Below are 24,399 nucleotides of genomic sequence, written 5' to 3'. Positions count from 1 at the left end.
CCCGACGGGGTCGGAGTTGCCCGAGGGGCTGCTCGCGGCGCAGGCGCGGTACGAGCGTGCGCTCGGCGAGGACGACCTGCCCGTGCTCGACGAGCTGTTCGCGCCGGGCCTCACGACGTCGCGGGCCCAGGGCGGCGACGTCCTCGTCGGCCACGGCGAGATCTCGGCCTACCGGGCCGAGCGGGGTGGCGCCCCGGCCCGCTGGGTGCGCCGGGTGCACGTGCGCCCTCTCGCAGCGGGGCTGGCGCTGACGACGACCGAGAGCGAGCGTCGCGACGGCGGCACGGGCGTCCAGACGCAGGTCTGGGCGCGTGGTGACGGGCCGGCCGGCGAGCACGGGGGCCCCTGGCGGGTCGTCGCCGCGCACGTCTCCAGCGGCCCCGTGCCCCCGACGCCCGAGCCCCTGCTCGACGCCGCGGTGTGGAGCGTCGCCCCCCGCGAGGCGGGCGCGCTGCTCGCGGGGGCCGAGGAGGGCCCCCTGGCGTGGGTCCGCGTCGCGGTGAAGGACCTGGTCGCGGTGCGGGGCCACCGGGTCGGGGCAGGGGTGCCCGCGTGGCTGGCGCAGGCACCGCTGGAGGCAGCGAGCGCCCCTGCGCTGCAACGGCTGCTCGACGCGGGCGCGGACGTCGTCGGCGTGGCGCAGACCGACGAGCTGGCCTTCTCCCTCGCCGGCCGCAACCGCCACTACGGCACGCCCGACAACCCCGCCGCACCCGGCCGGACGACGGGCGGGTCGACGAGCGGCGCGGCCGCGGCGGTGGCCTCCGGGGCGGCCGACCTCGGGCTGGGCACCGACACGGCCGGGTCCCTGCGGGTGCCCGGGTCCTTCTGCGGCCTCTACGCGCTGCGCCCGACCCACGGCGTCGTCCCGGTCGAGGGCGTGCTCCCGCTGGCGCCCTCCTTCGACACCGTGGGGCTGCTGGCCCGCGACGGCCGGCTGCTGCACGCGGCGGCACCCTGCCTGCTCGGAAGGGCCGCGACGGGCGCCCGGCCGGCGCGGCTGCTGCGCAGCGCCGTGCTCGACGACCTCGCCGAGCCGGCGACGAGGCTGGCCGTCGACGCCGCCTGCCTGGCGGTCGCCGTGCAGACCGGGCTGCCGCTGGCCGAGGTGCCGGCCGAGGACCTCGGCGCCGACGACGTCTCCCGGTGGGCAGAGGCCTTCCGGGTCGTGCAGGCCGCCGAGGCCTGGCGCAGCCACGGCGCCTTCGTGCGGGCCACCCCCGGCGCGCTGGACCCGGTGGTGGAGAGCCGCTTCCGCGCGGGAGAGCAGCTCGCCGACGGCGCGGAGGAAGCCGCTCGGGCGGTGCTCGCGGAGGCACGCACCCGGTTGCACGCCCTGCTCGACGGCGGCGGCGCCCTGTGCCTGCCCAGCACCGCGGGGCCGGCGACACTCGTCGGCGCCGACGAGGACGCCGTCCAGGCGGCGCGCACCGCGACCCTGCAGCTGACCTGCCTGGCGTCCCTCGCCGGGCTGCCCGCCCTGGGGCTGCCGTGGGGCCGGGTCGGCGAGCTGCCCGTCGGTCTCTGCGTCGTCGCCGGGCCGGGGCGCGAAGGCGACCTGCTGGCGCTCCTCGACGAGCTCGTGCCGTCGCGGGAGGTGCCGCTCTGAGCCCTCCCCGTCCTGTGCACCGGCCTGCGCACCGTGCTGGGGCCGCCGGGGACGACGACGCCCCGGGACCGTGAGGTCCCGGGGCGTCGGGCCGTACCTGGCCTCAGCTCTGGGGCGTCAGATCTGGGGCGTGGCCTTCGAGCTGCGGCGCGGCGCGGCGACGTCGTCGGCCGCCGAGGTGCGCCGGCGCGCAGCGGCGCTGGCGGCGCGCTGCCGCGCCTGCAGGTCGTGGTGCTCCGACGTCCGCAGGGTCGCGGCGGCGGTGGTCGGGTCGAGGAAAGGCTGGTGGGACGACACGGTGCGGTTCCTTGCTGTTGCTGCGGCACGCGGGCAGATCGCCCGCTCCATGAGGACAACGCCTGCGGCGCCGTGCCATTCCGCCACCGGCCCCCGACCGCCCGACGGGGTGAGCCGCCGGGTCGGCCGACGTGGGTCCCTCAGCGCCAGATGCTCTCGGAGACCTCGACGACGTGCGCGAGCTTGGCCCACTGCTCGTCCTCGGTGAGCGCGTTGCCCTCCTTCGTCGAGGCGAAGCCGCACTGCGGCGAGAGCGCCAGCTGCTCCAGCGGGGCGTACCGCGCGGCCTCGTCGACCCGGCGCCGCAGCAGGTCGGCATCCTCCAGCTGGGGCGTCTTGGAGGTCACGAGCCCGAGCACCACCGTCTTGCCCGGCGGCAGGTGCCGCAGCACCTCCAGCGACCCGGAGCGCTCGTCGTCGAACTCCAGGTAGTAGACGTCGACGTCGAGGTCGTTGAAGAGCTGCTCGGCGACGACGTCGTAGCCGCCCTCCATCGCCCACGCCGAGCGGTAGTTGCCGCGGCACAGGTGCGTGCCCACCAGCAGGTCGCGCGGCCGGCCGGCGAGGGCTGCGTTGAACTGGGAGATGAAGGCGTCGACCGTCCGCCGCAGGGTCGCCCCCTCGCCGCCGAGGCTCTGCCGGTGCACGGGGTCCCCGAAGAAGGTGAGGGCGACGTCGTCGACCTGCAGGTAGCGCAGCCCGGCCGCGTGCAGGCGGGTGATCTCCTCGGCGTAGGCGGCGGCGACGTCGGCCTGCAGCGCCGCCTCGTCGTCGTAGACGCCCGTCCAGCCCAGCGGCGTGACCCCGTTGTGGACCATGTTCGGCGAGGGGATGGTGAGCTTCGGCACGGCGCCGGTCCCCGCCTCGGCCACCGCCTCCTGCAGCGACGCCAGGGCCGGCCCGAAGATGGTCTCGCCGAGACGGACAGGCCCCCGCAGGTGCCGCTCGATGCCGGGCCAGAGCACCTCGGTGCCGTCCAGGCCCCCGCGGAAGGGGAAGGCGAAGGTGCCGCCCGGCTCGATGCCCTCCAGGCCGAAGACGAAGTCCTCGTGCCAGGAGTGGCGGCGCACCTCCCCGTCGGTCGCCGCGCCCAGACCGAGGTCGCCCTGGCGGCGCACGAGGTGGCGCACCGCCTCGTCCTCGACGGCGGTGAGCTGCTCGGCGGTGATGTCGCCGCTCTCGCGCTGGGCGCGGGCGCGCGTGACGGCGGCGGGGCGCAGCAGGCTGCCGACGTGCTCGGCGCGGAACGGACCGCCGGGGCTGACGGCCGCGAGGCGGTCGGCGCGGGCGGACGGTGTCGTGGTGCTCATGGCTCTCCCTGTGCAGGAGGGCGGCGCTCGTCACCGCCCTCGACGGGGCACGGCAGACGGTCGCCTCCCGCGCTTGGCGCTGCCGCCGCGACAGGACGGGCAGGCACCCTGGTCATCACCCGGGGCACCCCACCGCGAGAGAGGGTTGCCGGCCAGCGACCCGGGGGTTCGCGCTGGCACTCGTGACCGCTCCCGACGATAGCGCGCTCGCGGCCCCGTGGGCAGACCCACGGCGCCCCTGAGGGACGACCCGGAAGAGGACCCGGGGAGGGCCGGACGGCCGGGCGCCCCTGCTCGCCGTCGGGCACGCTGACGCCCGTGCAGGAGAGCCAGCGCCGGCCGTCGTCGGCGATGCCGGCGGACGCCCCCAGGGGCGTGCGCACCGCCTACCGCGTGCAGAACGGCGTCCGCGACGCGGCGGCGGCGCTGGCCCGGCGGCGCGGCTGGACGCCGGCGCTGCTCACCTACCCCGGCTACGGGACGCCGCGGGGCGCGCGGGTCCTCGGGCGGGTGCTGCTCGCGCCGCGCGGCACCGAGCCCTCCGAGCGCGTCGGCCTGCCGGGCTGGCGCCGCTTCCTCACCCTCGAGCTGCCCGACGCCGAGGTCGAGGTGACGCTCGGCGGCCGGTCGACGTCCGTGCGCACCGACGCCTCGGGCTTCCTCGACGCCGTCGTCGACGCCGACCTCGAGCCCGGCCGCGAGCGCGTGCACCTGGCCGTGCCCGGGCGCGCGGCCCTGGAGGGCGTCGTGCACGTGGCGCCCGCCGACGCCGTCCGCGGGGTCGTCTGCGACGTCGACGACACCGTGTGGGTCACCGGCCTGCGGACGCCGCTGCTCGCCGCGTGGCGCACGTTGACGGGCTCCAGCGCCAACCGGCACCCCGTGCCGGGGATCTGCGCCCTGCTGCAGGCCCTGGTGGCCGGCGACCGCACGACACCCGTCGTCTACCTCTCCAACGGCGCGTGGAACCTCAACGGCCCGGTCGTGCGCTTCCTGCGCCGCCACCGCCTCCCGGCGGGCGCGGTGCTCATGACGGACTGGGGCATCACCCCCGACCGGTGGTTCCGCAGCGGCCAGGCGCACAAGCGCGCGTCGCTGGAACGGCTGGCACGGGAGATGCCGGGCGTGCGCTGGGTGCTCGTCGGCGACGACGGCGAGCACGACCCGGAGATCTACCGCGACTTCGCCCGCTCGCACCCCGGGCACGTCGCCGGCATCGCGCTGCGGCAGGTCGGCCGCGGCGCGCAGCCCCGCGTCGAGGCCGAGGGCGACGTGCCCGTCGTCCTCGCCCCGGACGGGCGCCGACTGCTCGCCGACCTCGCGCCGCACCTGTGACGGCTCCGCCGTGACGCCGCCCCCGTGACGGCACCGCTGCCGGCGGCGCCGTCGACCCGCCCGGCGCGCGGCTCCCGCCGTCGAGCCCGCTCCCGCTGCATCATCGAGCGGTGCTCGCCCCCCGCCGCGCGCTGCTGACCGCGGTCGGCGCTGCCCTCGTGGCCGGCCTGACGGGCGGGCCGGCCGCGGCGTCCGAGCCGGGCGCCGGCCCCGCGAGCTCGTCGACGGCGAGCTGGACGGGCGGGTCGACGGCCATCCCCTCGGCGACGCCGGTGCCGGGCGCGGGCCGCCTCGACGTCGCCCCCCTGCAGGCCCTCGTCGACGAGGCCGCCGCGGACGACGTCCGCCTGTCGGTGGGGGTCGAGTCCCTGGACGGCGCCACGCTCACCGACGGGCCCGTCGTCCTGGGCTCGACCGAGGCCTACTCCTCGGCGTCGCTCGTGAAGGTGGCGCTCGTCGTCGCGGCGCTGCGCGCCGTGGACCGGGGCGACCTCACGCTGGACACCCCGGTCACGGTGACCGACGCCGACGACGTCGGCGGTGCGGGCGTGGTCGCCGGCTACCGCTCGCCGTACGAGGCCACCGTCGCGGAGCTCGCCGAGCTGGCCATCACCGTCAGCGACAACACGGCGAGCAACGTGCTCGCCGAGGAGGTCGGCCTGCCGGAGGTGCAGCGCCTCGTCGACGACCTCGACCTGGAGCCGACGCACCTGGGGCGCCTGTTCATGTCCTCCGGCGGCGGGGGCGCGCGCAACGAGATCGACACCGCGAGCACGCTCGAGCTGTTCCGGGCCGTCTACGAGGACGACGTGCTGAAGGCCTCCTCCCGCGGGCTCCTGCTCGGCTGGCTGCGGGGCCAGCAGCTCGACACCAAGTTCGCCCCGGTCCTGCCCGGCGTCGACCTCGCCAGCAAGACGGGTGACACCTCCTCGGTGAGCCACGACGCCGCCTACCTGCTCGACCCGGGGCGCGAGACGGTGCTCGTCGTCCTCTCCGAGACCGAGGACGGGCGCTCCCCGACCGCAGCGGCCGACCCCTACCTCGCCCGCGTGGCCGCGGAGGTCGGCGCCCAGGTGGCCGCGGCGGCGGCCCCGACGCCCGCGGTGGTGCCGGGCGAGACCGAGACGGTGGCCGACACGGTCCGGGAGACGCTCGCCGGCCAGGAGGACCCCTCGGGCTCGGCCCTGCCGGCGTTGGGCGTCGTCGCCCTCGGCGTGCTCGCCCTGCTGGCCCTGGCCGTCGTCGCGCTGCGCGCCCGGGTGCTGCTGCGCCGGCGCCGACGCGCTCGGCGCTGAGGCTCACACCGGCACGCGGCGCCGGTCCACCTCCGGACGGGCGAGGACCAGCACCGAGGCGACGAGGACGGCGACGCCGACAGCCAGCGCCGGTGCCCACCCGGGCCGGACGCCGTCGCCGAGCAGCGCGAGGCCAGCCAGGCCGGGCAGCAGCACCTCGGTGACGGACAGGACGGCCGTGACCGTGCCGGGCGCACCCTCCCGCAGGGCGGCGGCGACGAGCAGGACGCCGACGACGCTCATGACGACGAGCGCGTAGGTCAGCGGCTGGGTGAGCAGCCTCATGTCCTCGGCGAGGTCGCTCGTGATGTGCAGCGCCCGCACGCTCAGCGCCGTCCCGCCGTAGGCGGCCCCGGCGACGGCAGCCATGAGCAGCGGCCGACCGGAGCGCAGGACGGGCAGGGCGAGCGCGGCGAGGACCAGCGCGCTGGCGACGAGCACGGGCACCGCCGCCGAGGGGAGCGCGGCCGGCCGGCCGGGGGCGGCGCTGGCGGCGACGAGCACGAGCCCGAGGACGACACCGCCGACGGCCACCAGCTGGGCGCGCGGCACCCGGCGGACGTCGAAGCGGTGCGCGGCGAGCGTCGTCAGGGCCACCGTGGACGTCAGCACGGACTGCACGGCGACGACGGGCAGGAAGCGCAGCGCCACGACGGCGAGGACCCAGCCGACGCCGTCGAGGGCGAGGCCGAGCAGGTAGGCGGGCTGGCGCCAGACCGGTCGGTCGGCGCTGGCCCGGCGGCTGCCGGCCGCCTCCAGGAGGGTCGCGGCGGTGTTGGCGAGCATGGCCGCGAGGGCGGCGGCGAGGCCGAGCAGCGTCACGGGCGCCAGGGTGCCGCACCCGCGGAGGGGCGCTCGTCCGGTCGGCGCGGAGAGGCCGTCGCAGCGGCCGACGTCCGCCTGCTGGTCGGGGACTGGCGGGAGGCGGGCGGTGCACGGCGATGATGCAGGCATGGACACCGCCCAGACCGCCCTGACCTCCCGCGCCGACGTCGAGATCGACCGTCCGGAGCGCTGGGCGAAGCAGCTGGTGTCGCACCTGGCCCGCAAGGCCCCGCTGCAGAGCACCTCCGAGGGAGAGGAGCTCACCATCGGGGCCGGCACGGGCGTCGTCCGCGCCGAGGCGACCCGCCTCGTCCTGCTGGCGCGTGCCTCCGACGCGGCGTCCCTCGCCCGGGTGCAGGACGTGCTCGGCGGCCACCTCGAGCGCTTCGCCCACCGCGAGCAGCTCGTCGTGCACTGGCACGACTGAGCCCCCTCGACCGGACTTCGTAGCCTTCTTCCCTCTCAGAGGGCCCTGACGGCGGACTTCGTAGCCTTTCTCCGGTCGAGGGGCGGCACAGGTGTCGGGCAGACGCCGTGCGCAGCAGGAAGCACGACCGGCGCGGCGTCGTTGGAGCGGCCATGCGCGCGATGAGCTACGACACCTACGGCGACCTCGACGTCCTGTCCTCCGGCGACCTCCCCGAGCCGAAGCTGGCGCCCGGCGCCGTGCTGGTCGACATCCGGTCCGCGGCGGTCAACCCCGTCGACTGGAAGCTCATGGCGGGCGGCCTGGACGCCCTCATGGACGTGACGTTCCCCGTCGTGCCCGGCTGGGACGCCGCCGGCGTCGTCGTCGGGACCGGGCCGGACGTCCCCGAGTGGCAGGTCGGCGACGAGGTCCTCACCTACGCCCGCAAGGACGTCGTCGGCGGCGGCACCTACGCCGAGCGCGTCGCCGTCCCGGCGGTGAGCGTGGCCCGCAAGCCGGCGCGCATGACGTGGGACGAGGCGGCCGCCCTGCCCCTGGCCGGGCTGACGGCGCTGCGGATGGTCGAGCTGTGCGAGGTCGGCACCGGCGACGTGGTCCTCGTGCACGCCGGCAGCGGCGGCGTGGGCCACCTCGCCGTGCAGGTCGCCCGGGCCCGCGGCGCCCGCGTCCTGGCCACCGCCAGCGAGGGCAACCACGACTTCCTGCGCTCCCTCGGCGCGGAGCCGCTGGTCTACGGCGACGGCCTGCCGGAGCGCGTCCGCGAGCTGGTGCCCGGCGGCGTCGACGTGGTGCTGGACGCCGTCGGCGGCGTCCTGGAGCAGACCCTGGCCGTGCTCGCCGACGGCGGCCGGCACGCCTCCATCACCGAGCCGGAGGTCGAGGAGCACGGCGGGCGCTGGGTGTGGGTGCGCCCCGACGGCGCCGCGCTGGGGCGCCTGACGGCGCTCGTCGAGAGCGGTGACCTGCGCGTCGAGGTCGCCCGGACCTTCCCGCTCGCCGAGGCCGCGGACGCCGTGCGGCTGTCCCAGGGCGGGCACGTGCGCGGGAAGGTCGCGCTGCGGGTGAGCGAGGGGTGACCCGCTCCCCTCACACGATCGCGAGCTCGGTGCGCGGGGCTCCGGCGACGAACCGGCCCGGGTCGAGCGCCGCGACGTCGACGACGGGTGTGCGGCCGGTGACGAGGTCGCGCACCACCTCGCCGACGGCCGGGGCCATGAGGAAGCCGTGGCCAGAGAAGCCGGTCGCGGCGACGACGCGGACGCCGTGGTCGGCCACGCCTCCTCCGAGGACGCCGAGCGCGGCGTCGCGGTCCGGGGTCACCTCGTAGAGGCCGGCCCAGCCGCGCTCCAGCGGGACGTCCGCGAGCGACGGCGCGACGACGGCGAGCGCCGTGCGCAGGCCGGCGTGCCAGGAGTCGTCGACGGTGACGTCCTCGCCCGCCGGCTGGTCGGGGTCGGCCCAGCCGAGCAGGAGGCCGCCGGCGCCGTCGCCGTGCCAGTAGGCGCACGAGCGCTGGTCGATGGTGAAGGGCAGCGCCTCCGGCGCGACGGGGACGCCGGGAGGCACCGGCGCGGAGGCGATCTGGCGGCGGACCGGGACGACGGGCAGGTCCACGCCGAGCGTCTCGCCGACGGCGCGCGACCACGGCCCCGCCGCGGCGACGACGGCAGGCGCCTCGACGTCGTCGCCCGTGCTCGTGATGAGCCGGACCCGACCACTGGGCCGCTCGTCGGCGCCCGTCACCGCGCACCGTGTGCGGATACGGACGCCGAGGGCCCGCGCCGCAGCGGCGTACGCGCCGACGACGCGGCCGGGCCGGGCGACGCCGTCGTCGGGGGACCAGACGCCGCCGACGAGCGGGGCGGGGTCGACGACGGCGCCGAGCCGCGCGGTCTCGGCGGCGTCGACGACGGCGCTGGTGACCCCGAGGTCGCGCTGCAGGGCCACGGCGCGCTCGAAGGCCGGGAGGTGCTCGGCGTCGCGCAGGCAGAAGAGGTAGCCGGTGCGCCGGAAGCCGACGTCGACGCCCATCTCGTCGTCGAAGCGGGCGTACGCGGCGCGGCTGCGGGCGGCGAGCCTCACGTTGACCTCGCTCGAGAAGTGCGCCCGCACACCGCCGACCGGCTTGCCCGAGGAGCCGCACCCGAGCTCGCCGCGCTCGAGGAGGACGACGTCGAGCCCCGCCTGCGCGAGCCGGAAGGCCGCGCTGGTCCCCATGACGCCGCCCCCGACGACCACGACGTCCGCCTGCTCGGCCACCACGCTCCCCCCTTCGCCGGAGAAAGGCGACGAAGTCGATCCTGGACACCCCCCGAGGGGGAGAAAGGCTACGAAGTCCGTCCCCGAGGCTCCCCGCGGCGGAGAAGGGCTACGAAGTCCGAGCGGGTCGGGGGGGGTGGCGCGGGCTCAGAGGTAGGAGCCGGTGAGCGGCTCGGCGCGCCAACGGCCGTCGGCGACGACGGCGAGCAGCCGCTGCGTCGTCAGGTCACGGCCGTGCTGCAGGACGCCGCGGCGGACGACCTCGCGCAGGTCGGCGCCCGTCACCCCCGACGGCAGGGCCGCGGCGACGACGGCCGTGTCGACCGCCCTGCCCTCCGCCGCGTCTCGCGCGTCCGAGCCCCCGCCGGCCAGGGCACCGAGGTACCGGTCGAGGATCCGCGCGCTGGCGGGCGCGTCCGGCGGGTCGAGGGTGATGACGCTGTCGAAGCGGGCCGAGCGGGTCACGGCGGCGTCGAGCGCGGCGGGGTCGTTGGTCGAGGCGATCGTCAGGACGTCGGTGTAGGGCTCGGTGCCGTCGAGGACGGCGAGGAAGTCCGCGAGCGCCGTGCCGCGGGCGCCGGCGCGGCGGTCGCCGAGGTAGAGGTCGACGTCCTCCAGCACGACGACGCACGGGCCGAGGTCGGCGGTCTCCCGGTAGACCTGCCGCAGCACGGTGCTCGCGGCGGCCGCGTCGACGACGACGACCGTGAAGTCGCCGGCCATCTCGCGCGCGACCACCCGCGACAGGGCGCTCTTGCCGACCCCGGGCGGGCCGGCCAGCAGGACGCCGCGGTTGGTGCCGAGGCCCAGCTCGCGCAGGACCCCGGCGCGGGTCGTCAGGGCCGAGACGCAGGCGTCGACCTCGGCCCAGACGGCGTCAGGGAGCACGAGGTCCTCGCGCCCGCCCGGCCCGAGCGTCGTCGGCTGCAGCTCCAGCGGCAGCCGCGAGCCGGCGTGCAGCACCCGGCCGCGGAAGAAGCCCTTGTCCCGCCGCGCGGTGGCGAGGACGTCGTCGACGAGCGCCCGGGCGGCGGCGTGGTCGGCGGGCCGGGCCAGGACGCGCAGCGTCGCCGGGTCGGGGTCGAACTCGTCGCGGGAGAGCTGCACCACGACGTCGACGGCGCACGCCGTCCCCGCCGGGAGCGCGACGGCCGCGGTGGTCGGCACCGAGACGTGCTCGCCGTCGAGGTCGATGCGCGTCCACGTCGGCGCCTCGCCGTCCTCCGCGGGCCCGAGGACGGCCGTCGGGTGCGCGGCCACGAGGTCGGCGACGACGGCGCCGACGGAGACCGACTGGGTGTGCGTGAGGTCCACGCGCTCGGTGACGAGCGAGGTGTGCGGCTGGCCGAGGTGGGCCTCGACGAAGCCGCCGGCGCTGGCGCTGCTCGTCGGTGCGCCCGTCAGCAGCTCGCCCAGCACCTGCAGGGTGCGGCGGACCAGCGGGGCCTCGCCGTCGAGATGGGCGCCGAGGGCACCGGAGGAGTCGCTCACGACGACAGTCTCGTGCGTCACGACCACCGCGCGTGCCCCAGGATGCGGGGCGATGGACGACGTGACGGACGAGCAGGAGCCCGGCGGCCTGCTGCTGCGTGACGTCCGCCTCGTCGGGGCGCCCGACCCCCGGCGGGTCCGGGACGTCCTGCTCGCGGGCGGGCGCGTCGCCGCGGTCGCGGACCCGGGCGTGCTGACCGCGGACCACGTGGTCGACGCCGGCGGCGCGGCGCTGCTGCCGGGCCTGCGCGACGAGCACGTGCACCTCTCGGACTGGGCGGCGCACCGTCACCGCCCCGACGTCGCGGCGGCCGCCGACCCGCGTGAGGCGGCGTCGCTGCTCGCCGTCGCGGACGCCGCGCGGGGACGCCGCGACGAGGTCCTCGTCGGCCGCGGCTTCCGGGACGGGCTGTGGCCCGAGCCACCGCGCGCCGAGCACCTCGACGAGGCGCTGCCGGGGCGGCCCGTCGTGGTCGCGAGCGCCGACCTGCACAGCGCCTGGTGCAGCACCGCGGCGGCCCGGCGGTTCGGCGTCCCGCAGGCGGGGCTGCTCACCGAGCGGGCGGCGATGGCGCTGCTCGCCGACGCCGGCCGGCTGCCCGAGGCGCTCGGCGACGTGTGGGTGCTGGAGGCCGCGCAGGCCGCTGCGACCCTCGGCGTCACGGGCGTCGTCGACCTGCAGAAGGCGAGCCCCCTCGAGTGGGCGCGGCGCGCCGACGTCACGCGGCCGGAGCCGACGGCGGGTGGGGCGTGGGTCGCCGGCGGGCCCTCGGTGGCCGGTGGGCGCGGACCGGCGCTGCGCGTCGCGGTGGGGGTGTGGCGCGAGCACCTCGACGACGTCCTCGCCCCCGGCCTGCGGACGGGCGACCCGCTGCCGGGCGTGGTGGACGACGTCGCGGGCGAGCGGGTGCGGCTCGGGCCGCTCAAGCTCTTCGTCGACGGGTCGCTGGGGACGCGGACGGCGTTCTGCCGCAGCGCGTACGGCGGGGGCCACGGCGGGGACGACCACGGCGTCCTGCTGACCCCGGCCGAGGAGCTGGAGGAGCTGCTGCGCCGGGCGACGTCGGCGGGGCTGACGACGGCCGTGCACGCCATCGGCGACGAGGGCGTGCGGGTGGCGCTCGACGGCTACGAGGCCGCGGGCTGCGGCGGGCGCGTCGAGCACGCCCAGCAGGTACGCCCGGAGGACCTGCCACGCTTCGCCGCGCTCGGGGTGACGGCGTCCGTCCAGCCACGGCACGTCGTCGACGACCGCGACCTCGCCGACCGTTTCTGGGCCGGCGCGACGTCCCACGCCTTCCCGTACGCGGCGCTGCTGGCCGCCGGCGCCGACCTCGTCCTCGGCTCGGACGCCCCCGTCGCGCCGCTCGACCCGTGGGACGCGATCGCCTGCGCCGTCCACCGCAGCGACGACGACCGCCCGCCGTGGCACCCCGAGCAGCACCTCACCCTGCGCCAGGCGCTGACTGCGTCCTGCGGCGGCCGCTCGCACGTGCGCGTCGGCGACGTCGCCGACCTCACGCTGCTGGCCGAGGACCCCGCCGACACCCTCGCCGTCGGCGGCCCCGACGCCCTGCGCGCCCCCGAGGTGCTCGGCACGCTCGTCGGCGGGCGGTGGACGCACCGGCGCTCCGCGCTCGCCCCGTGAGGCCCCCGGCCGGACGGGTACGAGGTGGCGGTCTGCCGGACGCCGTACCTGGTGGAGCGGCATGCTCGGCACGTCAGCACGGTGCCGGAGCAGGGGTGAGGCCGCCATGAGCGCGAGGACGACGGGCTGGTCGGCCACGGCGCCCGGGACGCTGCGCGGTGCCGCGGCAGGCGCCGCTCTCGTGCTGCTCGTCGTCACCCTGCCGCTGCTGCTCGACCCCGCCGGCAGGACGGCCGCCCCCTTCAGCGTGCTCTTCGCCGTCCCCGGTGCGCTGCTCGGAGGGGTGTGCGGCCAGGTCGCCGGCCGCCTCCTCGACGCCCGCCGCCCGTGGTGGCAGGCGGCGCTCGCGTCCTCGGTGCTGGGGCTCCTCCTGCTGCTGGGCGTCCTCCTGGTGCTGGGGGCTCTAGATCCTTCGAGGCTGCTGCTGGCGGTGGGGACGATCGGGTGGGCGCTCGGCGTCGGCGTCGTCCTCCTCGCCACCTGGCAGAGCTGGTCGCTGGCGCGACGCCGCTCACGCCTCGCGGTCGGCTGACCCACCTCGACGCGAGCGGGTGAGGTGGGCCGACCGCCTGCGGCGACGGGTCCCGACGTCCGAAGATCACGGCATGAGCGACGTGCTGACCGCCGCCGAGCTGCGCTCGGTGCACCTACCCGTCCGCCGCTGGGGCTCCGGCTACGCGACCGCTGAGGTCGACGCGCTGCTCGAGCAGGCCGCGGCGACGCTCGACGGGTCGCCCGAGCGGCCGCTGTCGGCCCAACAGGTCGCGAGCTGCGTCTTCACCACCGTCTGGCGGAGCTCTTACGACATGGATCGGGTCGACGACCTCCTCGACCGCGTCGTGGAAGCGCTCACCGCCGCCGGGCTGGTCGAGCCGGTGGCCGCACCCGCTCGCCACGACGGGCGCGCTGCCGCCACCGGTCCTGCAGCAGGAGGCGTCACGGCGCACGACCTCCGGCACCCCGACCTGCCGACGGCCGGCTTCCTGGCGCAGGGCTACGCCCGCGAGGAGGTCGACGCGCTGCTGCGTCGCGCGGCGTCGGCGCTGACCCACCAGGGAGCGAGCGGCCCGACGCTGACGGCCGACGCCGTCCGCGCGAGCTCCTTCACCCTCACCCGCCGCGGCGGCTACGACGTGCAGGCGGTCGACGCCCTCCTCGACCGCGTCGTCGCGTCGCTGCCGTCGGCCTGAGCGAGGCGCATGCAGAGACGGTCAGCGCACCGGGTCCCAGCCCGCGGCGAGCGCGACGACCGTCCACAGCGCCGTCGAGGCGACACCGACGAGCAGCGCGACGGGACGCTCGGCGCCACGGCTCCACCACCAGGTCATCGCGGCGACCGCCGTCAGGGAGATCCCGCCGAGCACCCACACGCCCCGCGTGACGAGGGTCATCGCGCTGCCCGGGTCGCCGTCCAGCCGCAGGGCCGTGAGCAGGCACGCCGACGCGGCGAACCCGGCGGCCAGCGCCAAGGCGACGGCGAGCACCGGTGGCGGTCTTCTCGGCACCTGCACCACACGCCCCACTGTGCCGGACGACGACGACGTCGCCCGACCCGGCGGCGACAGGCCGCGCACCCCTCCGGCCCCCGCGTGCGGGTGATCACCGGGCCGGAGCCTCGGGGCGGCGCCCTCCGCGCCGATGGGCACGAGGTGGACGAGCCGCTGACCGTCGAGGAGCTGCGCGCCACCCAGCTGCCCGTCCGGCGCTGGGGCAGCGGCTACGACGTCGCCGAGGTCGACGCCCTGCTGCAGCGCGCCGCCGCCACGCTCCAGGGCCGGGCCGCCCTGCCCCTGACGGCACCGGAGGTGGCCGCGGCGGGGTTCACCGTCAGGCGGCGCCGCGGGTACGCCATGGACGGCGTGGACGACCTCCTCGACCGTGTCACCGACGCGCTGACGCCGGACCGCGCGTCCGCACCACCTCGGCCGGCCGCCGCGCCCGCGGCAGGACCGACGTCGACGGCTCAGCCGGCGACTCCGTCCCCGACGTCACGGGTCGTGCCGCCGGCGCCCGTCCAGGCGTCCTCCGCCGAGCTGCCGCGGGCCGGGTTCCTCGCGCAGGGCTACGCCCGCCAGGAGGTCGACGTGCTGCTGCGCCGGGCGGCGTCTGCCCTCACCCACCAGGGCGCCAGCGGCCCGACCCTCACGGCCGACGACGTCCGCGCCGCCACCTTCACGACGACGCGGCGCGGCAGGTACGACGTCGCGGCCGTCGACGACCTGCTCGACCTCGTCGCCGCGGCGCTGCCTCCGGCTCGTCGCTGACCGGCCCGCCGGTCACCTCTCCTCGTGCCGCACCAGGAGGGTGCGCAGCAGACGCGCGAGGTGCTCGGCGTCGTCACCGGCCAGGGGGTCGAGGAGGTCGGCGCCGGCGCCCAGGTGGTCGGGCAGGGCCGCGTCGACGGCCGCCCGGCCGGCGGTGGTGAGGGAGACGTGGACCGTGCGGGTGTCGACGTCGCCGCGCCGCCGGCGGACCAGCCCCCTGACCTCCAGGCGGTCCAGGCGCTGGCTGACTGCGCCGCTGGTGACCATCGAGGAGGCGGCCAGCTGGCCCGCGGTGAGCTCGTGCGGCGGCTCCGCGCGCCGCAACGTCGCCAGCACGTCGAAGGAGGGGGCGTCGAGGCCGTGCCGGGCGAAGGTGGCCTGCTGCCGCGCCTCGACCAGCCGGGTCAGCCGGGAGAGACGCCCCAGCACCGCCATCGGCGTCGTGTCCAGGTCCGGGCGCTGCCGGGCCCACTGCGCCAGGACGTCGTCGACGTGGTCGCTCACGAGCAGATCCTAACCAGACCTCTTAGCGCTCAGATATGATGTCTCAATGCTAAGAGAAAAAGTGCTGCTGACGACGGCCCTCGCACCGGTCGTGTGGGGCACGACCTACCTCACGACCACCGAGCTGCTGCCGCCGGACCGCCCGCTGCTGGCCGCGACCCTGCGGGCGCTGCCCGCCGGTCTGGTGCTGATGGCGGCCTACCGCATCCGGCCGCGCGGGTCGTGGTGGTGGCGCGTCGCCGTCCTCGGCACGCTCAACATCGGCGGCTTCTTCGCGTTGCTCTTCGTCGCCGCCTACCGCCTGCCCGGGGGCGTCGCCGCCGTCGTCGGCGCCCTGACCCCCGTGCTCGTCGCCCTGCTCGCGCCACGGCTGACGACCGAGCGCACCTCCGCGGCCGCCCTCGCGGCGGGACTGCTGGGGGTGGTCGGGGTGTCCCTGCTGGTGCTGCGTTCTCAGGTCACCCTCGACGTGGTCGGCCTGCTGGCGGCCCTGGGTAGCGCCGTCTCGATGTCCCTCGGCGTGCTGCTGACCAAGCGGTGGGGACGCCCGGTGCCGCTGCTGGCCTTCACCGCGTGGCAGCTGCTGGCCGGCGGCCTGGTGCTGCTGCCGCTGGCGGTGGTCGTCGAGGGAGCACCGCCGTCGCTCGACCTCCCGGCCGCGGTCGGGTACTCCTACTTGGCGCTGGTCGGGACGGCCCTGGCCTACGCCGCGTGGTTCCGGGGGATCGTCGCGCTCCCGGTCGCCCGCGTGGCCGTCCTCGGCCTGCTCAGCCCGGTGGTAGCGACGACCGCCGGGTGGCTCGTCCTCGGGCAGTCCCTCGCACCGCTGCAGGTGGTCGGGGCCGCGGTCGTCGTCGCGGCCGTGGTGCTCGCGCAGCTGCACGGCCCGTCCGCGCGTCCTCCCCGAGACGGGAGTCACCGGGGCAGGGTCAGCTTGAGGCCCTCGTGGGAGGCGACGAACCCGAGGCGCTCGTAGAACTGGTGGGCGCCGCCACGGGTCTTGTCGCTGGTCAGCTGGACGAGGGCGCACCCGCGACGACCGGCCTCCTCGACCGCCCACTCGACCAGTGCCGAGCCCAACCCCGTGCCGCGGTGGTCCGACCGGACCCGCACCGCCTCGAGCTGGGCCCGCAGCGCTCCGCGCCGGGCGAGGCCGGGGAGGAAGGTCAGCTGCAGCGTCGCGACGACGTCCTCCCCCTCGGTCGCGACGACGAGCAGCTGGGCCGGGTCGGCGTCGACCAGGCCGAAGGCCGCCAGGTAGGCCCGGTGGTCGTCCTCGCTCCTGATGCCGTCCCGACCGGCACCGAGCTGGTCGGCGGCCAGCAGGGCGACGACCGCAGGGACGTCGTCGGCCACGGCTCGGCGCAGCACCACCTCCCGCCCCGGCAGCGAGAGCATCGCCAGGGTCGCCATCACGTCAGGCTGCCCGAGCGCCTGCCGCAGCCGCGGCACGACCCGCCGACGGCCCGTGCGCAGCGTCCTCACCGATGATCTCGACATGGTCCTCGAGCACGCCCTGCTGTCCGTCCGGCCGGGGCAGGAGGCGGCTTTCGAAGATTCCTTCCGGCAGGCGAAGGACGTCATCGCGGACATGCCCGGCTTCGGGCGGCTGACGCTGTCCCGGTGCCACGAGCGTCCTGGGACCTACCTGCTGCTGGTCGAGTGGGAGACCCTCGAGCACCACACGGTCGGCTTCCACGGCTCGCCCGAGTACGAGCGCTGGCGCCGGCTGCTGCACCACTTCTACGACCCGTTCCCCGTCGTCGAGCACTTCGACGAGGTACTCACGGTCTGAGCTGGTGAGCACCTCACCCCCTGAGCCGTCGCACTCGTGGGCGGGTCGGCGACATCAGCTCCGCCGCGCCGTCGGCGAGCCGCCCGAGCGTCCGGAGCCCGGTCTGGCTCATCACCGGGTTGCTGTCGCGGTAGTACCAGCCGAGACCGAGGGCCTGCTCGAGCGCCCAGGCGGCGCCGCGGGCCCACTCCAGGTCGGGCGTGCCCAGCGCGTCGCGGAAGGCCGCCCGGGCGGGGGCGTCGAGCAGGTGCCACGCGCCCACGAGGTCGAGCGCCGGGTCGGCCGGGCCGGCGCCGCCGACGTCGACGAGGCCGGCGAGCCGCCCGCCGGCCACGACGATGTTGCCCGGCACGAGGTCCCCGTGCGTCGTGACGTCGCCGCCCGGGCTCGGGGGCAGCTCGCGCAGCCGCGCCCACAGCCGGCGCAGCGGGGCGACGTCGACGAGTCCGTCGCTGCGCCGGAGGCACGTCGCCACCCAGGCGTCGTGGTCGGGCAGCGACCCGCCCCGACCTCCGCCCGCGAAGGTGCGCCCGCCCGTGGGGATCGTCCGCAGGGCCGCGACGGCGGCCGCGAGGTCGTCCGCCAGGAGGGAGGAGGACGCGTGGCTGGTGGGTGTCGCGACCTCACCGGGCACCCACGTCCACACCGACCACGGCACCGGGACGCCGGGGCCGGGCTCGCCGGTGGCGACGGGCTCCGGCGTCTCGACGCCGACCTGCCCGACCAGGAGCCGCGCGGCGGCGGCCTCGGCGTCCCGCTGCGCCCGGGCGGCGCCGACGTCCCCGGCGACGAGCGGCAGGCGGACGACGAGGTCGTCGCCCAGGCGGAAGGAGGCGTTGACGGTCCCGAGCTGCGGCAGCGCCCGGACAGGCAGGTCGCCCCAGGCCGGCAGCTGCTCGCGCACGAGCGCCGCCACCTGCGTCGCGTCGACCGTCAGCTGCCCCTCGTGCATGACCACCCGGCCACCCTGCCGCCGCGCCCGCCCGCCTGTCCCCGGAGTTGTGCGTCGGCGAGACGCCGGATCGCCCCCCGCCGCCCCACGCACCGCCCCGGCGGGTGGAGACTCGCCCCCATCGCGAGGAGGCGCCTCGCACGGGAGGAGACGGCGATGAGCAACGTCGTGCGCGCGGCGCTCGTCCAGGCGACCTGGACGGGCGACAAGGAGACGATGATCAAGGCGCACGAGGAGTACGCGCGCCAGGCCGCCGACGCCGGCGCCCAGGTCATCTGCTTCCAGGAGCTGTTCTACGGGCCCTACTTCGCGCAGGTGCAGGACACGGCGTACTACGCCTACGCCGAGTCTGTCCCCGGGCCGACGACCGAGCGCTTCCAGGCGCTGGCGGCCGAGCTGGGCATGGTCATGGTCCTGCCGATGTACGAGGAGGAGCAGCCCGGCGTCCTCTACAACACCGCCGCCGTGGTCGACGCCGACGGCAGCTACCTCGGCAAGTACCGCAAGCAGCACATCCCGCAGGTCACGGGCTTCTGGGAGAAGTTCTACTTCCGCCCCGGCAACCTCGGGTACCCCGTCTTCGACACCGCCGTCGGCAAGGTCGGCGTCTACATCTGCTACGACCGCCACTTCCCCGAGGGCTGGCGCGCCCTCGGGCTCGCCGGCGCGCAGATCGTCTTCAACCCCTCGGCCACCTCGCGCGGCCTGTCCAACTACCTGTGGCAGGTCGAGCAGCCCGCCGCCGCCGTCGCCAACGAGTACTTCGTCGGCGCCATCAACCGGGTGGGCATCGAGGACCTCGGCGACGACGACTTCTACGGCACGAGCTACTTCGTCGACCCCGAGGCCAAGATGGTCGGCGACGTCGCCTCCAGCCACGACGCCGAGCTGCTCGTCCGTGACCTCGACATGGACCTGCTGCGGACCGTCCGCGACCGCTGGGCCTTCTACCGCGACCGTCGGCCGGACACCTACGACGACCTGACCACCCCCTGAGACGTCCGGAGGCGTGGCGCGACAACGCCTCTGGCTAGCCTCGCCCCCGCCGGCCTCGTGGTCGGCCCCCTCGCCGACCTCGGAGGACCCGTGGCCCGCACCCTCATCGCCGGCGGCACCGTCGTGTCCGCGACGGGCGCCGCGCCCATGGACGTGCTCGTCGACGGCGAGACCGTCGCCGCGCTGCACGTGCCCGGCGGCGCGGACGACGTCGCCGTCGACCGGCGGGTCGACGCGGCCGGCAAGTACGTCGTCCCGGGCGGCGTCGACGTCCACACCCACATGGAGATGCCCTTCGGCGGCACCCAGTCGGCCGACACGTTCGAGACGGGCACGCGCGCCGCGGCGTGGGGCGGGACGACGACCGTCGTCGACTTCGTCGTCCAGCGCGCCGGCGAGGTGGTGCAGAACCAGCTGGCCGCCTGGCACGCCAAGGCGGCGGGGCGGTGCGCCGTCGACTACGGCTTCCACATGATCCTCGGCGACGTCACGCCGGAGGCGCTGAAGGCGATGGACGCGCTCGTGCGCGACGAGGGCGTCACCAGCTTCAAGCTGTTCACCGCCTACCCGGGCGTCTTCTACAGCGACGACGGCCAGATCCTGCGGGCCATGCAGACGGCGCGCGCCAGCGGCGCGACGATCATGATGCACGCGGAGAACGGCATCGCCATCGACGTCCTCGCCGCCCAGGCCGTCGAGCGCGGCGAGACCGACCCCGTGCAGCACGGCCTCACCCGCCCGCCGGTGCTGGAGGGCGAGGCGACCCACCGGGTGATCGCGCTGGCCGAGGTCGCCCAGGACGTGCCGCTCTACATCGTCCACCTCTCGGCGTCCCAGGCGCTGGAGCAGGTCGCCCGTGCCCGGGCTGCGGGGCGCAACGTCTTCGCCGAGACGTGCCCCCAGTACCTCTACCTGACGCTGGAGGACCAGCTCGGCGCGCCCGACTTCGAGGGCGCGAAGTGGGTCGCCTCGCCGCCGCTGCGCAGCAAGCACGAGCACCACGGCCGCGACCTGTGGACGGGCCTGCGCACCAACGACCTGTCTGTCGTCTCCACCGACCACTGCCCGTTCTGCCTGAAGGACCAGAAGGAGCTCGGGCGCAGCGACTTCCGCGCCATCCCGAACGGCATGGCGACGGTGGAGCACCGGATGGACCTGCTGCACGAGGGCGTCGTCCGCGGCGAGCTCTCGCTCGAGCGGTGGGTCGAGACCTGCTCCACCACACCGGCCCGCATGTTCGGCATGTACCCGAAGAAGGGTGTCATCGCCCCGGGCTCGGACGCCGACGTCGTCGTCTACGACCCGGCCGGTGGCGGCGTGATCAGCGCGCAGACCCACCACATGGCCCTCGACCACTCCTCCTGGGAGGGCTTCCGCGTGACGGGCGGCGTCGACACCGTGCTCTCGCGCGGGGAGGTCGTCATCTCCGGCGGCCAGTACCTCGGCCGCGCCGGGCACGGGCAGTTCGTCCCCCGCGGGCTGTCGTCCTACCTGCGCTGACCCGCGCCGCCCCTCACTGCCCCCCGAACCCCCGCGGCGCACGAGCGCACGAGAAGGAGCACGCCCGTGGACTTCGGCGTCGTCCTGCAGACCACCCCGCCCGCCTCGAGGGTGGTGGACCTGACCCGGCGGGCGGAGGACTACGGCTTCACCCACGCGTGGACGTTCGACTCCCACGTGCTGTGGCAGGAGCCGTTCGTCATCTACAGCCAGATGCTCGCGGCGACACGCAAGATCGTGGTCGGGCCGATGGTGACGAACCCGGCGACGCGCGACCCCAGCGTGACGGCCTCGCTCTTCGCGACGCTCAACGACATGTTCGGCAACCGCACGATCTGCGGCATCGGTCGCGGGGACTCCGCCGTGCGCGTCGGCGGGGGGCGACCGACGACGCTCGCGGCGCTGCGCAGCGCCGTCCACCTGATCCGCGAGCTGGCCAACGGCAGGTCCGTCGACGTCGAGGGGACGAGCCTGCAGATGCCGTGGGCGGCGCGCAGCAGCCTCGACGTGTGGGTCGCGGCGTACGGCCCGAAGGCGCTGGACCTCACCGGCCAGGTCGGCGACGGCTTCATCCTCCAGCTCGCCGACCCCGACATCACGCGGTGGATGGTCGCGCGGGTGCGGGCTGCCGCCGAGGCCGCCGGGCGGGACCCCGCCGCCGTGAAGATCTGCGTCGCCGCCCCCGCGTACGTGGGCGACGACGTCGCGCACCAGCGCGAGCAGTGCCGGTGGTTCGGCGGCATGGTCGGCAACCACGTCGCCGACATCGTCGAGCGGTACGGCAGCGAGGGCGAGGTGCCGCAGGCGCTCACCGACTACGTCCGTGAGCGCAAGGGCTACGACTACGCCCAGCACGGGCGGGCCGGCAACACCCACGCGGCCTTCGTGCCCGACGAGGTCGTCGACCGGTTTTGCCTGCTCGGGCCGGTGGAGGCCCACGTCGAGCGGCTGCTGGAGCTGCGCGGCCTCGGCGTCGACCAGTTCGCGCTCTACCTCCAGCACGACGCGAAGGACGCGACGCTCGCGGCCTACGGCGAGAAGGTCATGCCGCTCGTCACCCAGCACGCGGGTGCGCCCGCGTGAGCTCCGACGCCGCGCTGGCGACCGCGGCGACGACGTCGGGCGGCGCCGCGGCCGGACGGGCGCGTCTGGGCCGCATGGCGCGCAGCGGGCGCGACACCGGACGCCGCGTCGTCGCGGTGGGCGCCGCCGTCGTGCTGCTGCTCGCGGCGTGGGAGACGTACAAGGCGGTCGGACCGGCCGACGGCCTGGAGCTCCTCGGCACCCGCGTCCTGCCGCGCGCCAGCGACGCCGCCATGCCGCACACCTGGACCGTGCTGGCGGTGCTCGGCGAGCCCGAGGTCGCCGTCGCGGCCAGCCGGACCGTCGGCGAGGCCGTGCTGGCCGCGGCCGCGACGACGCTGCTGCTCTCCCTGGGCGGGCTGGCCCTCGGCGCGGGCGTCGGCCTCCTGCTCGCCGTCGCCATGGCGCGCCTGCGCGTGGTCGAGCACGGCCTCCTGCCGTGGGTGCTGCTGAGCCAGACCGTGCCGCTCATCGCCGTCGCCCCGCTCGTGGCCGGCTGGGGCGGCGGCATCGCGATCATGGGGCGGCCGTGGACGTCGGAGATGTCGGTCGTCGTCGTCGCGGCGTACCTGGCCTTCGCGCCCGTCGCCGTCGGCGCCTTGCGCGGGCTGCAGTCGCCGGCGCCCGCCGCGCTCGAGCTGTTCACCGCCAGCGCCGCCTCGTGGACGCAGACGCTCGTGCGACTACGGCTGCCCGCGTCGGTGCCCTACCTCGTGCCGGCGTTGCGGCTGTCGGCGGCCGCGGCCGTCGTGGGCGTCGTCGTGGCCGAGATCTCGACCGGCACGCGCGGCGGCATCGGCCGGCTCGTCATCGAGTACGCCCAGCAGGCGACGACGTCGCCGGCCCGGGTCTACGCGGCGGTGCTCGGCGCGGCGACGATCGGGCTCGTCGTCGCGGGACTCGTGGCCCTGCTCGACGTCGCGCTGCGGCGGGCGCGCGAAGGCGCCTCGTGAGCGCGCCGACCCGCGAGACGGGGTCGGCGACGACGGGCCGCGGCGCCCGCGTGGAGGTGCGCGGCGTCGACCAGCGCTTCCCCGCGGCCAGCGGCGAGGTGCACGCCCTCGCCGACGTGAGCCTGGACATCGCGCCAGGAGAGCTGGTCTCGCTCATCGGGCCGTCCGGCTGCGGCAAGAGCACCCTCCTGCGCTGCGTCGCCGACCTCGTGCAGCCGACCTCGGGCGAGGTGCTCGTCGACGGGCAGAGCGCCCGGGCCGCCAGACTGGCGCACCGCTACGGCATCGCCTTCCAGGCAGCGGGTCTGCTGGAGTGGCGCACGGTGCGGCGCAACGTCGAGCTGCCGCTGCAGCTGCACGGCGTCGGGAAGGCCGAGCGGCGGGCGCGCGCCGAGCACCTGCTGGAGCTCGTCGGCCTGGCCGACGTCGCCGACGCCCGGCCCTCGCAGCTGTCCGGCGGCATGCAGCAGCGCGTCGCGATCGCCCGGTCGCTGGCCGAGGACCCGCCGCTGCTGCTCATGGACGAGCCGTTCGGCGCGCTCGACGAGATGACGCGCGAGCGGATGCAGGCCGAGCTGCTGTCCCTGCGCGCCGCCTCGGGCACGACGGTGGTCTTCGTCACCCACTCCATCCCCGAGGCGGTCTTCCTCTCCGACCGGGTCGTCGTCATGTCGCCGCGGCCGGGCCGCGTCGTCGACGTGGTGCCCGTGACGGGCGAGGGCGGGCTGGAGCGCACCGGCGACGTCCGCGAGGCGCCCGCCTTCTTCGACCGCATCACCGCCGTCCGCGAGGCGCTGCGCGGCGGGTCGGACGACACCGGTGGCGGCCGCGGCGGGGTGGAGGACCGGTGAGCGCGACGACGTCGGCGCCACCGCGCAGGGGACGCCGCCGACCCCGCCGGTGGGCCGACGGCGCGCTCGTGCGGCTGCTGGCCCCGGTCGTCGCGGCCGTGCTGGTGCTCGTGGCGTGGGAGGTCTTCGTCCGCGTCGGCGACGTCCAGCCGTACCTCCTGCCGGCGCCGTCGGCGATCGGCGAGCAGCTGGCCGCGGGCGCGCCGCAGGTGCTGAGCGCGGCGCTCGCGACGGGCGCCAACGCGCTCGTCGGGCTCGTCGGCGGCTCGCTCCTCGGGATGGCGCTGGCCCTGCTCGCCGTCCGCTCGCGGTGGCTGCGCGACGCGCTCGTGCCGCTCGCGGCCGCGGCCAACGCCGTGCCGATCGTGGCGCTCGCGCCGCTGTTGTACCTGATGTTCTCCTCGACGAGCGAGGTGCCGCGGCGGGTCGTCGTCGGCGTCGTCGTCCTGTTCCCGGTCTTCGTCAACGCCCTCCGCGGGCTGGCGCAGGTCTCCCCCGTGCACGCCGAGCTGATGCGCAGCTACGCCGTCAGCAGCTGGGCGGTGACGCGCACGGTGCGCCTGCCCGGCGCGCTGCCCTTCGTCTTCACCGGCCTCCGGCTGGCGTCCTCCCTCGCCGTCATCGCCGCCGTCGTCGCCGAGTACTTCGGCGGCCTGCAGACCGGCCTGGGCGCGCGCATCACCTCGGCCGCCGCGCAGTCGGCCTACCCGCGGGCCTGGGCTTACGTCGTCGGCGCCTGCGCGCTCGGCGTCCTCTTCTACGTCGCGGCCCTCGCCCTCGAGCGGCTCGTCACCCCGCACGCCCGCCCGCGCTGAGCCGCGGGCGTGCGCCCGGGCGTCCGGGCGGCACCGGGCAGGGGCACCCCTCAGGCGGCGCAGTCGGGTGTGCGCTGGGGGGTGCGGGTGGCCCATCGGGTGATGAGGCGGTCGAGGTGGGGTGCCCAGGGTGGTGGTGGGACGCGGGGGTCGGCGGAGTCGGGTGGGTACCAGTGGACCTGGGCGC

26 protein-coding genes and 1 riboswitch are annotated in these 24,399 nt (G+C 76.5%); of the genes, 17 read left to right on the top strand and 9 right to left on the bottom strand.

What is annotated here, in order from left to right; all coding sequences use genetic code 11:
• Positions 1–1,609 (top strand): AtzH-like domain-containing protein (locus tag WDV86_RS03485; protein WP_339566204.1); only part of this gene is annotated, 1,609 nt, incomplete at its 5' end.
• 117 nt (positions 1,610–1,726) lie between these two features.
• Here the strand turns inward: WDV86_RS03485 and WDV86_RS03480 are convergent.
• Together WDV86_RS03480 and WDV86_RS03475 are read right to left on the bottom strand one after the other, a co-directional pair.
• Positions 1,727–1,906 carry a hypothetical protein gene (locus WDV86_RS03480; RefSeq protein ID WP_339566203.1) on the bottom strand — a complete coding sequence of 60 codons (180 nt, stop codon included), beginning with the start codon at positions 1,904–1,906 and terminating at the stop codon, positions 1,727–1,729.
• Between the two features lie 140 nt (positions 1,907–2,046).
• The gene (locus tag WDV86_RS03475) at positions 2,047–3,216 is read right to left on the bottom strand and encodes a 5-methyltetrahydropteroyltriglutamate--homocysteine S-methyltransferase (protein WP_339566202.1); all 1,170 of its coding nucleotides are present in this window, start codon (positions 3,214–3,216) and stop codon (positions 2,047–2,049) included.
• 64 nt (positions 3,217–3,280) lie between these two features.
• Positions 3,281–3,404, bottom strand: a riboswitch (SAM riboswitch).
• 130 nt (positions 3,405–3,534) lie between these two features.
• Between WDV86_RS03475 and WDV86_RS03470 the strand changes: the two genes are divergently transcribed.
• A complete protein-coding gene (locus WDV86_RS03470) occupies positions 3,535–4,551 on the top strand; it encodes an App1 family protein (RefSeq protein ID WP_339566201.1) in 1,017 nt (338 codons plus the stop codon).
• 110 nt (positions 4,552–4,661) lie between these two features.
• Entirely contained in the window at positions 4,662–5,846 is a 1,185-nt protein-coding gene (locus tag WDV86_RS03465) for a serine hydrolase (RefSeq protein ID WP_339566200.1), read from the top strand.
• A 3-nt stretch (positions 5,847–5,849) separates the two neighbouring features.
• Here the strand turns inward: WDV86_RS03465 and WDV86_RS03460 are convergent, their stop codons facing one another.
• Complete coding sequence (locus WDV86_RS03460) at positions 5,850–6,668, bottom strand: hypothetical protein (protein WP_339566199.1); 819 nt, start codon at positions 6,666–6,668, stop codon at positions 5,850–5,852.
• A 130-nt stretch (positions 6,669–6,798) separates the two neighbouring features.
• Here WDV86_RS03460 and WDV86_RS03455 point away from each other — a divergent pair, with 130 nt between their 5' ends.
• Together WDV86_RS03455 and WDV86_RS03450 are read left to right on the top strand one after the other, a co-directional pair.
• The gene (locus WDV86_RS03455; RefSeq protein WP_339566198.1) at positions 6,799–7,098 is read left to right on the top strand and encodes a DUF2218 domain-containing protein; all 300 of its coding nucleotides are present in this window, start codon (positions 6,799–6,801) and stop codon (positions 7,096–7,098) included.
• Between the two features lie 152 nt (positions 7,099–7,250).
• On the top strand, positions 7,251–8,177 hold the full coding sequence (locus tag WDV86_RS03450; protein ID WP_339566197.1) for an NADP-dependent oxidoreductase: 927 nt from the start codon (positions 7,251–7,253) through the stop codon (positions 8,175–8,177).
• A gap of 10 nt (positions 8,178–8,187) precedes the next feature.
• On the opposite strand, the gene WDV86_RS03445 is transcribed toward WDV86_RS03450, so the two are convergent.
• Both WDV86_RS03445 and WDV86_RS03440 read right to left on the bottom strand, forming a co-directional pair.
• Positions 8,188–9,363, bottom strand: coding sequence for an NAD(P)/FAD-dependent oxidoreductase (locus WDV86_RS03445; protein WP_339566196.1), 1,176 nt, complete (start codon positions 9,361–9,363; stop codon positions 8,188–8,190).
• 144 nt (positions 9,364–9,507) lie between these two features.
• Positions 9,508–10,851: an ATP-binding protein gene (locus WDV86_RS03440; protein ID WP_339566195.1), complete on the bottom strand. Its 1,344-nt coding sequence runs from the start codon at positions 10,849–10,851 to the stop codon at positions 9,508–9,510.
• A 52-nt stretch (positions 10,852–10,903) separates the two neighbouring features.
• Between WDV86_RS03440 and WDV86_RS03435 the strand changes: the two genes are divergently transcribed.
• The 3 genes from WDV86_RS03435 to WDV86_RS03425 all read left to right on the top strand — a co-directional run bounded on the left by WDV86_RS03435 (position 10,904) and on the right by WDV86_RS03425 (position 13,689).
• Positions 10,904–12,499, top strand: a complete 1,596-nt coding sequence (locus tag WDV86_RS03435; protein WP_339566194.1) for an amidohydrolase — start codon at positions 10,904–10,906, stop codon at positions 12,497–12,499.
• Between the two features lie 106 nt (positions 12,500–12,605).
• Entirely contained in the window at positions 12,606–13,031 is a 426-nt protein-coding gene (locus WDV86_RS03430) for a hypothetical protein (RefSeq protein ID WP_339566193.1), read from the top strand.
• Between the two features lie 73 nt (positions 13,032–13,104).
• Positions 13,105–13,689: a DivIVA domain-containing protein gene (locus WDV86_RS03425; protein WP_339566192.1), complete on the top strand. Its 585-nt coding sequence runs from the start codon at positions 13,105–13,107 to the stop codon at positions 13,687–13,689.
• Positions 13,690–13,710: 21 nt separating this feature from the next.
• On the opposite strand, the gene WDV86_RS03420 is transcribed toward WDV86_RS03425, so the two are convergent.
• Entirely contained in the window at positions 13,711–14,013 is a 303-nt protein-coding gene (locus WDV86_RS03420; protein WP_339566191.1) for a hypothetical protein, read from the bottom strand.
• Positions 14,014–14,148: 135 nt separating this feature from the next.
• Here WDV86_RS03420 and WDV86_RS03415 point away from each other — a divergent pair, with 135 nt between their 5' ends.
• Positions 14,149–14,763: a DivIVA domain-containing protein gene (locus WDV86_RS03415; RefSeq protein WP_339566190.1), complete on the top strand. Its 615-nt coding sequence runs from the start codon at positions 14,149–14,151 to the stop codon at positions 14,761–14,763.
• Positions 14,764–14,775: 12 nt separating this feature from the next.
• Here WDV86_RS03415 and WDV86_RS03410 read toward each other — a convergent pair whose 3' ends face one another.
• The gene (locus tag WDV86_RS03410) at positions 14,776–15,267 is read right to left on the bottom strand and encodes a MarR family winged helix-turn-helix transcriptional regulator (RefSeq protein ID WP_339566189.1); all 492 of its coding nucleotides are present in this window, start codon (positions 15,265–15,267) and stop codon (positions 14,776–14,778) included.
• A gap of 46 nt (positions 15,268–15,313) precedes the next feature.
• On the opposite strand from WDV86_RS03410, the gene WDV86_RS03405 reads away from it, so the two are divergent.
• A complete protein-coding gene (locus WDV86_RS03405; protein ID WP_339566188.1) occupies positions 15,314–16,243 on the top strand; it encodes an EamA family transporter in 930 nt (309 codons plus the stop codon).
• On the opposite strand, the gene WDV86_RS03400 is transcribed toward WDV86_RS03405, so the two are convergent.
• Positions 16,183–16,680 carry a GNAT family N-acetyltransferase gene (locus WDV86_RS03400; protein WP_339566187.1) on the bottom strand — a complete coding sequence of 166 codons (498 nt, stop codon included), beginning with the start codon at positions 16,678–16,680 and terminating at the stop codon, positions 16,183–16,185. The genes WDV86_RS03405 and WDV86_RS03400 overlap by 61 nt on opposite strands.
• 85 nt (positions 16,681–16,765) lie before the next feature.
• Here WDV86_RS03400 and WDV86_RS03395 point away from each other — a divergent pair, with 85 nt between their 5' ends.
• Entirely contained in the window at positions 16,766–17,062 is a 297-nt protein-coding gene (locus WDV86_RS03395) for an antibiotic biosynthesis monooxygenase family protein (protein WP_339566186.1), read from the top strand.
• Positions 17,063–17,075: 13 nt separating this feature from the next.
• Here the strand turns inward: WDV86_RS03395 and WDV86_RS03390 are convergent, their stop codons facing one another.
• Positions 17,076–18,014 carry a phosphotransferase gene (locus WDV86_RS03390; RefSeq protein ID WP_339566442.1) on the bottom strand — a complete coding sequence of 313 codons (939 nt, stop codon included), beginning with the start codon at positions 18,012–18,014 and terminating at the stop codon, positions 17,076–17,078.
• Positions 18,015–18,170: 156 nt separating this feature from the next.
• Between WDV86_RS03390 and WDV86_RS03385 the strand changes: the two genes are divergently transcribed.
• The 6 genes from WDV86_RS03385 (at position 18,171) to WDV86_RS03360 (ending at position 24,212) form a co-directional block, all read left to right on the top strand.
• Positions 18,171–19,010 carry a nitrilase-related carbon-nitrogen hydrolase gene (locus WDV86_RS03385; RefSeq protein WP_339566185.1) on the top strand — a complete coding sequence of 280 codons (840 nt, stop codon included), beginning with the start codon at positions 18,171–18,173 and terminating at the stop codon, positions 19,008–19,010.
• Between the two features lie 90 nt (positions 19,011–19,100).
• On the top strand, positions 19,101–20,510 hold the full coding sequence (hydA, locus tag WDV86_RS03380) for a dihydropyrimidinase (RefSeq protein ID WP_339566184.1): 1,410 nt from the start codon (positions 19,101–19,103) through the stop codon (positions 20,508–20,510).
• A 66-nt stretch (positions 20,511–20,576) separates the two neighbouring features.
• Positions 20,577–21,593 carry a TIGR03842 family LLM class F420-dependent oxidoreductase gene (locus WDV86_RS03375; protein WP_339566183.1) on the top strand — a complete coding sequence of 339 codons (1,017 nt, stop codon included), beginning with the start codon at positions 20,577–20,579 and terminating at the stop codon, positions 21,591–21,593.
• Positions 21,590–22,546: an ABC transporter permease gene (locus WDV86_RS03370; protein WP_339566182.1), complete on the top strand. Its 957-nt coding sequence runs from the start codon at positions 21,590–21,592 to the stop codon at positions 22,544–22,546. Before WDV86_RS03375 ends, WDV86_RS03370 begins: the two co-directional genes overlap by 4 nt.
• Complete coding sequence (locus WDV86_RS03365; RefSeq protein ID WP_339566181.1) at positions 22,543–23,397, top strand: ABC transporter ATP-binding protein; 855 nt, start codon at positions 22,543–22,545, stop codon at positions 23,395–23,397. Before WDV86_RS03370 ends, WDV86_RS03365 begins: the two co-directional genes overlap by 4 nt.
• Positions 23,394–24,212, top strand: a complete 819-nt coding sequence (locus WDV86_RS03360; protein ID WP_339566180.1) for an ABC transporter permease — start codon at positions 23,394–23,396, stop codon at positions 24,210–24,212. The genes WDV86_RS03365 and WDV86_RS03360 overlap by 4 nt, the downstream gene beginning before the upstream one ends.
• Positions 24,213–24,399 lie beyond the last annotated feature (187 nt).

The organism is Pseudokineococcus sp. 1T1Z-3, from assembly GCF_037482365.1.
In the GTDB taxonomy this organism is placed as follows: domain Bacteria; phylum Actinomycetota; class Actinomycetes; order Actinomycetales; family Quadrisphaeraceae; genus Pseudokineococcus.
This window is presented reverse-complemented; position numbering and strand designations above follow the sequence as displayed.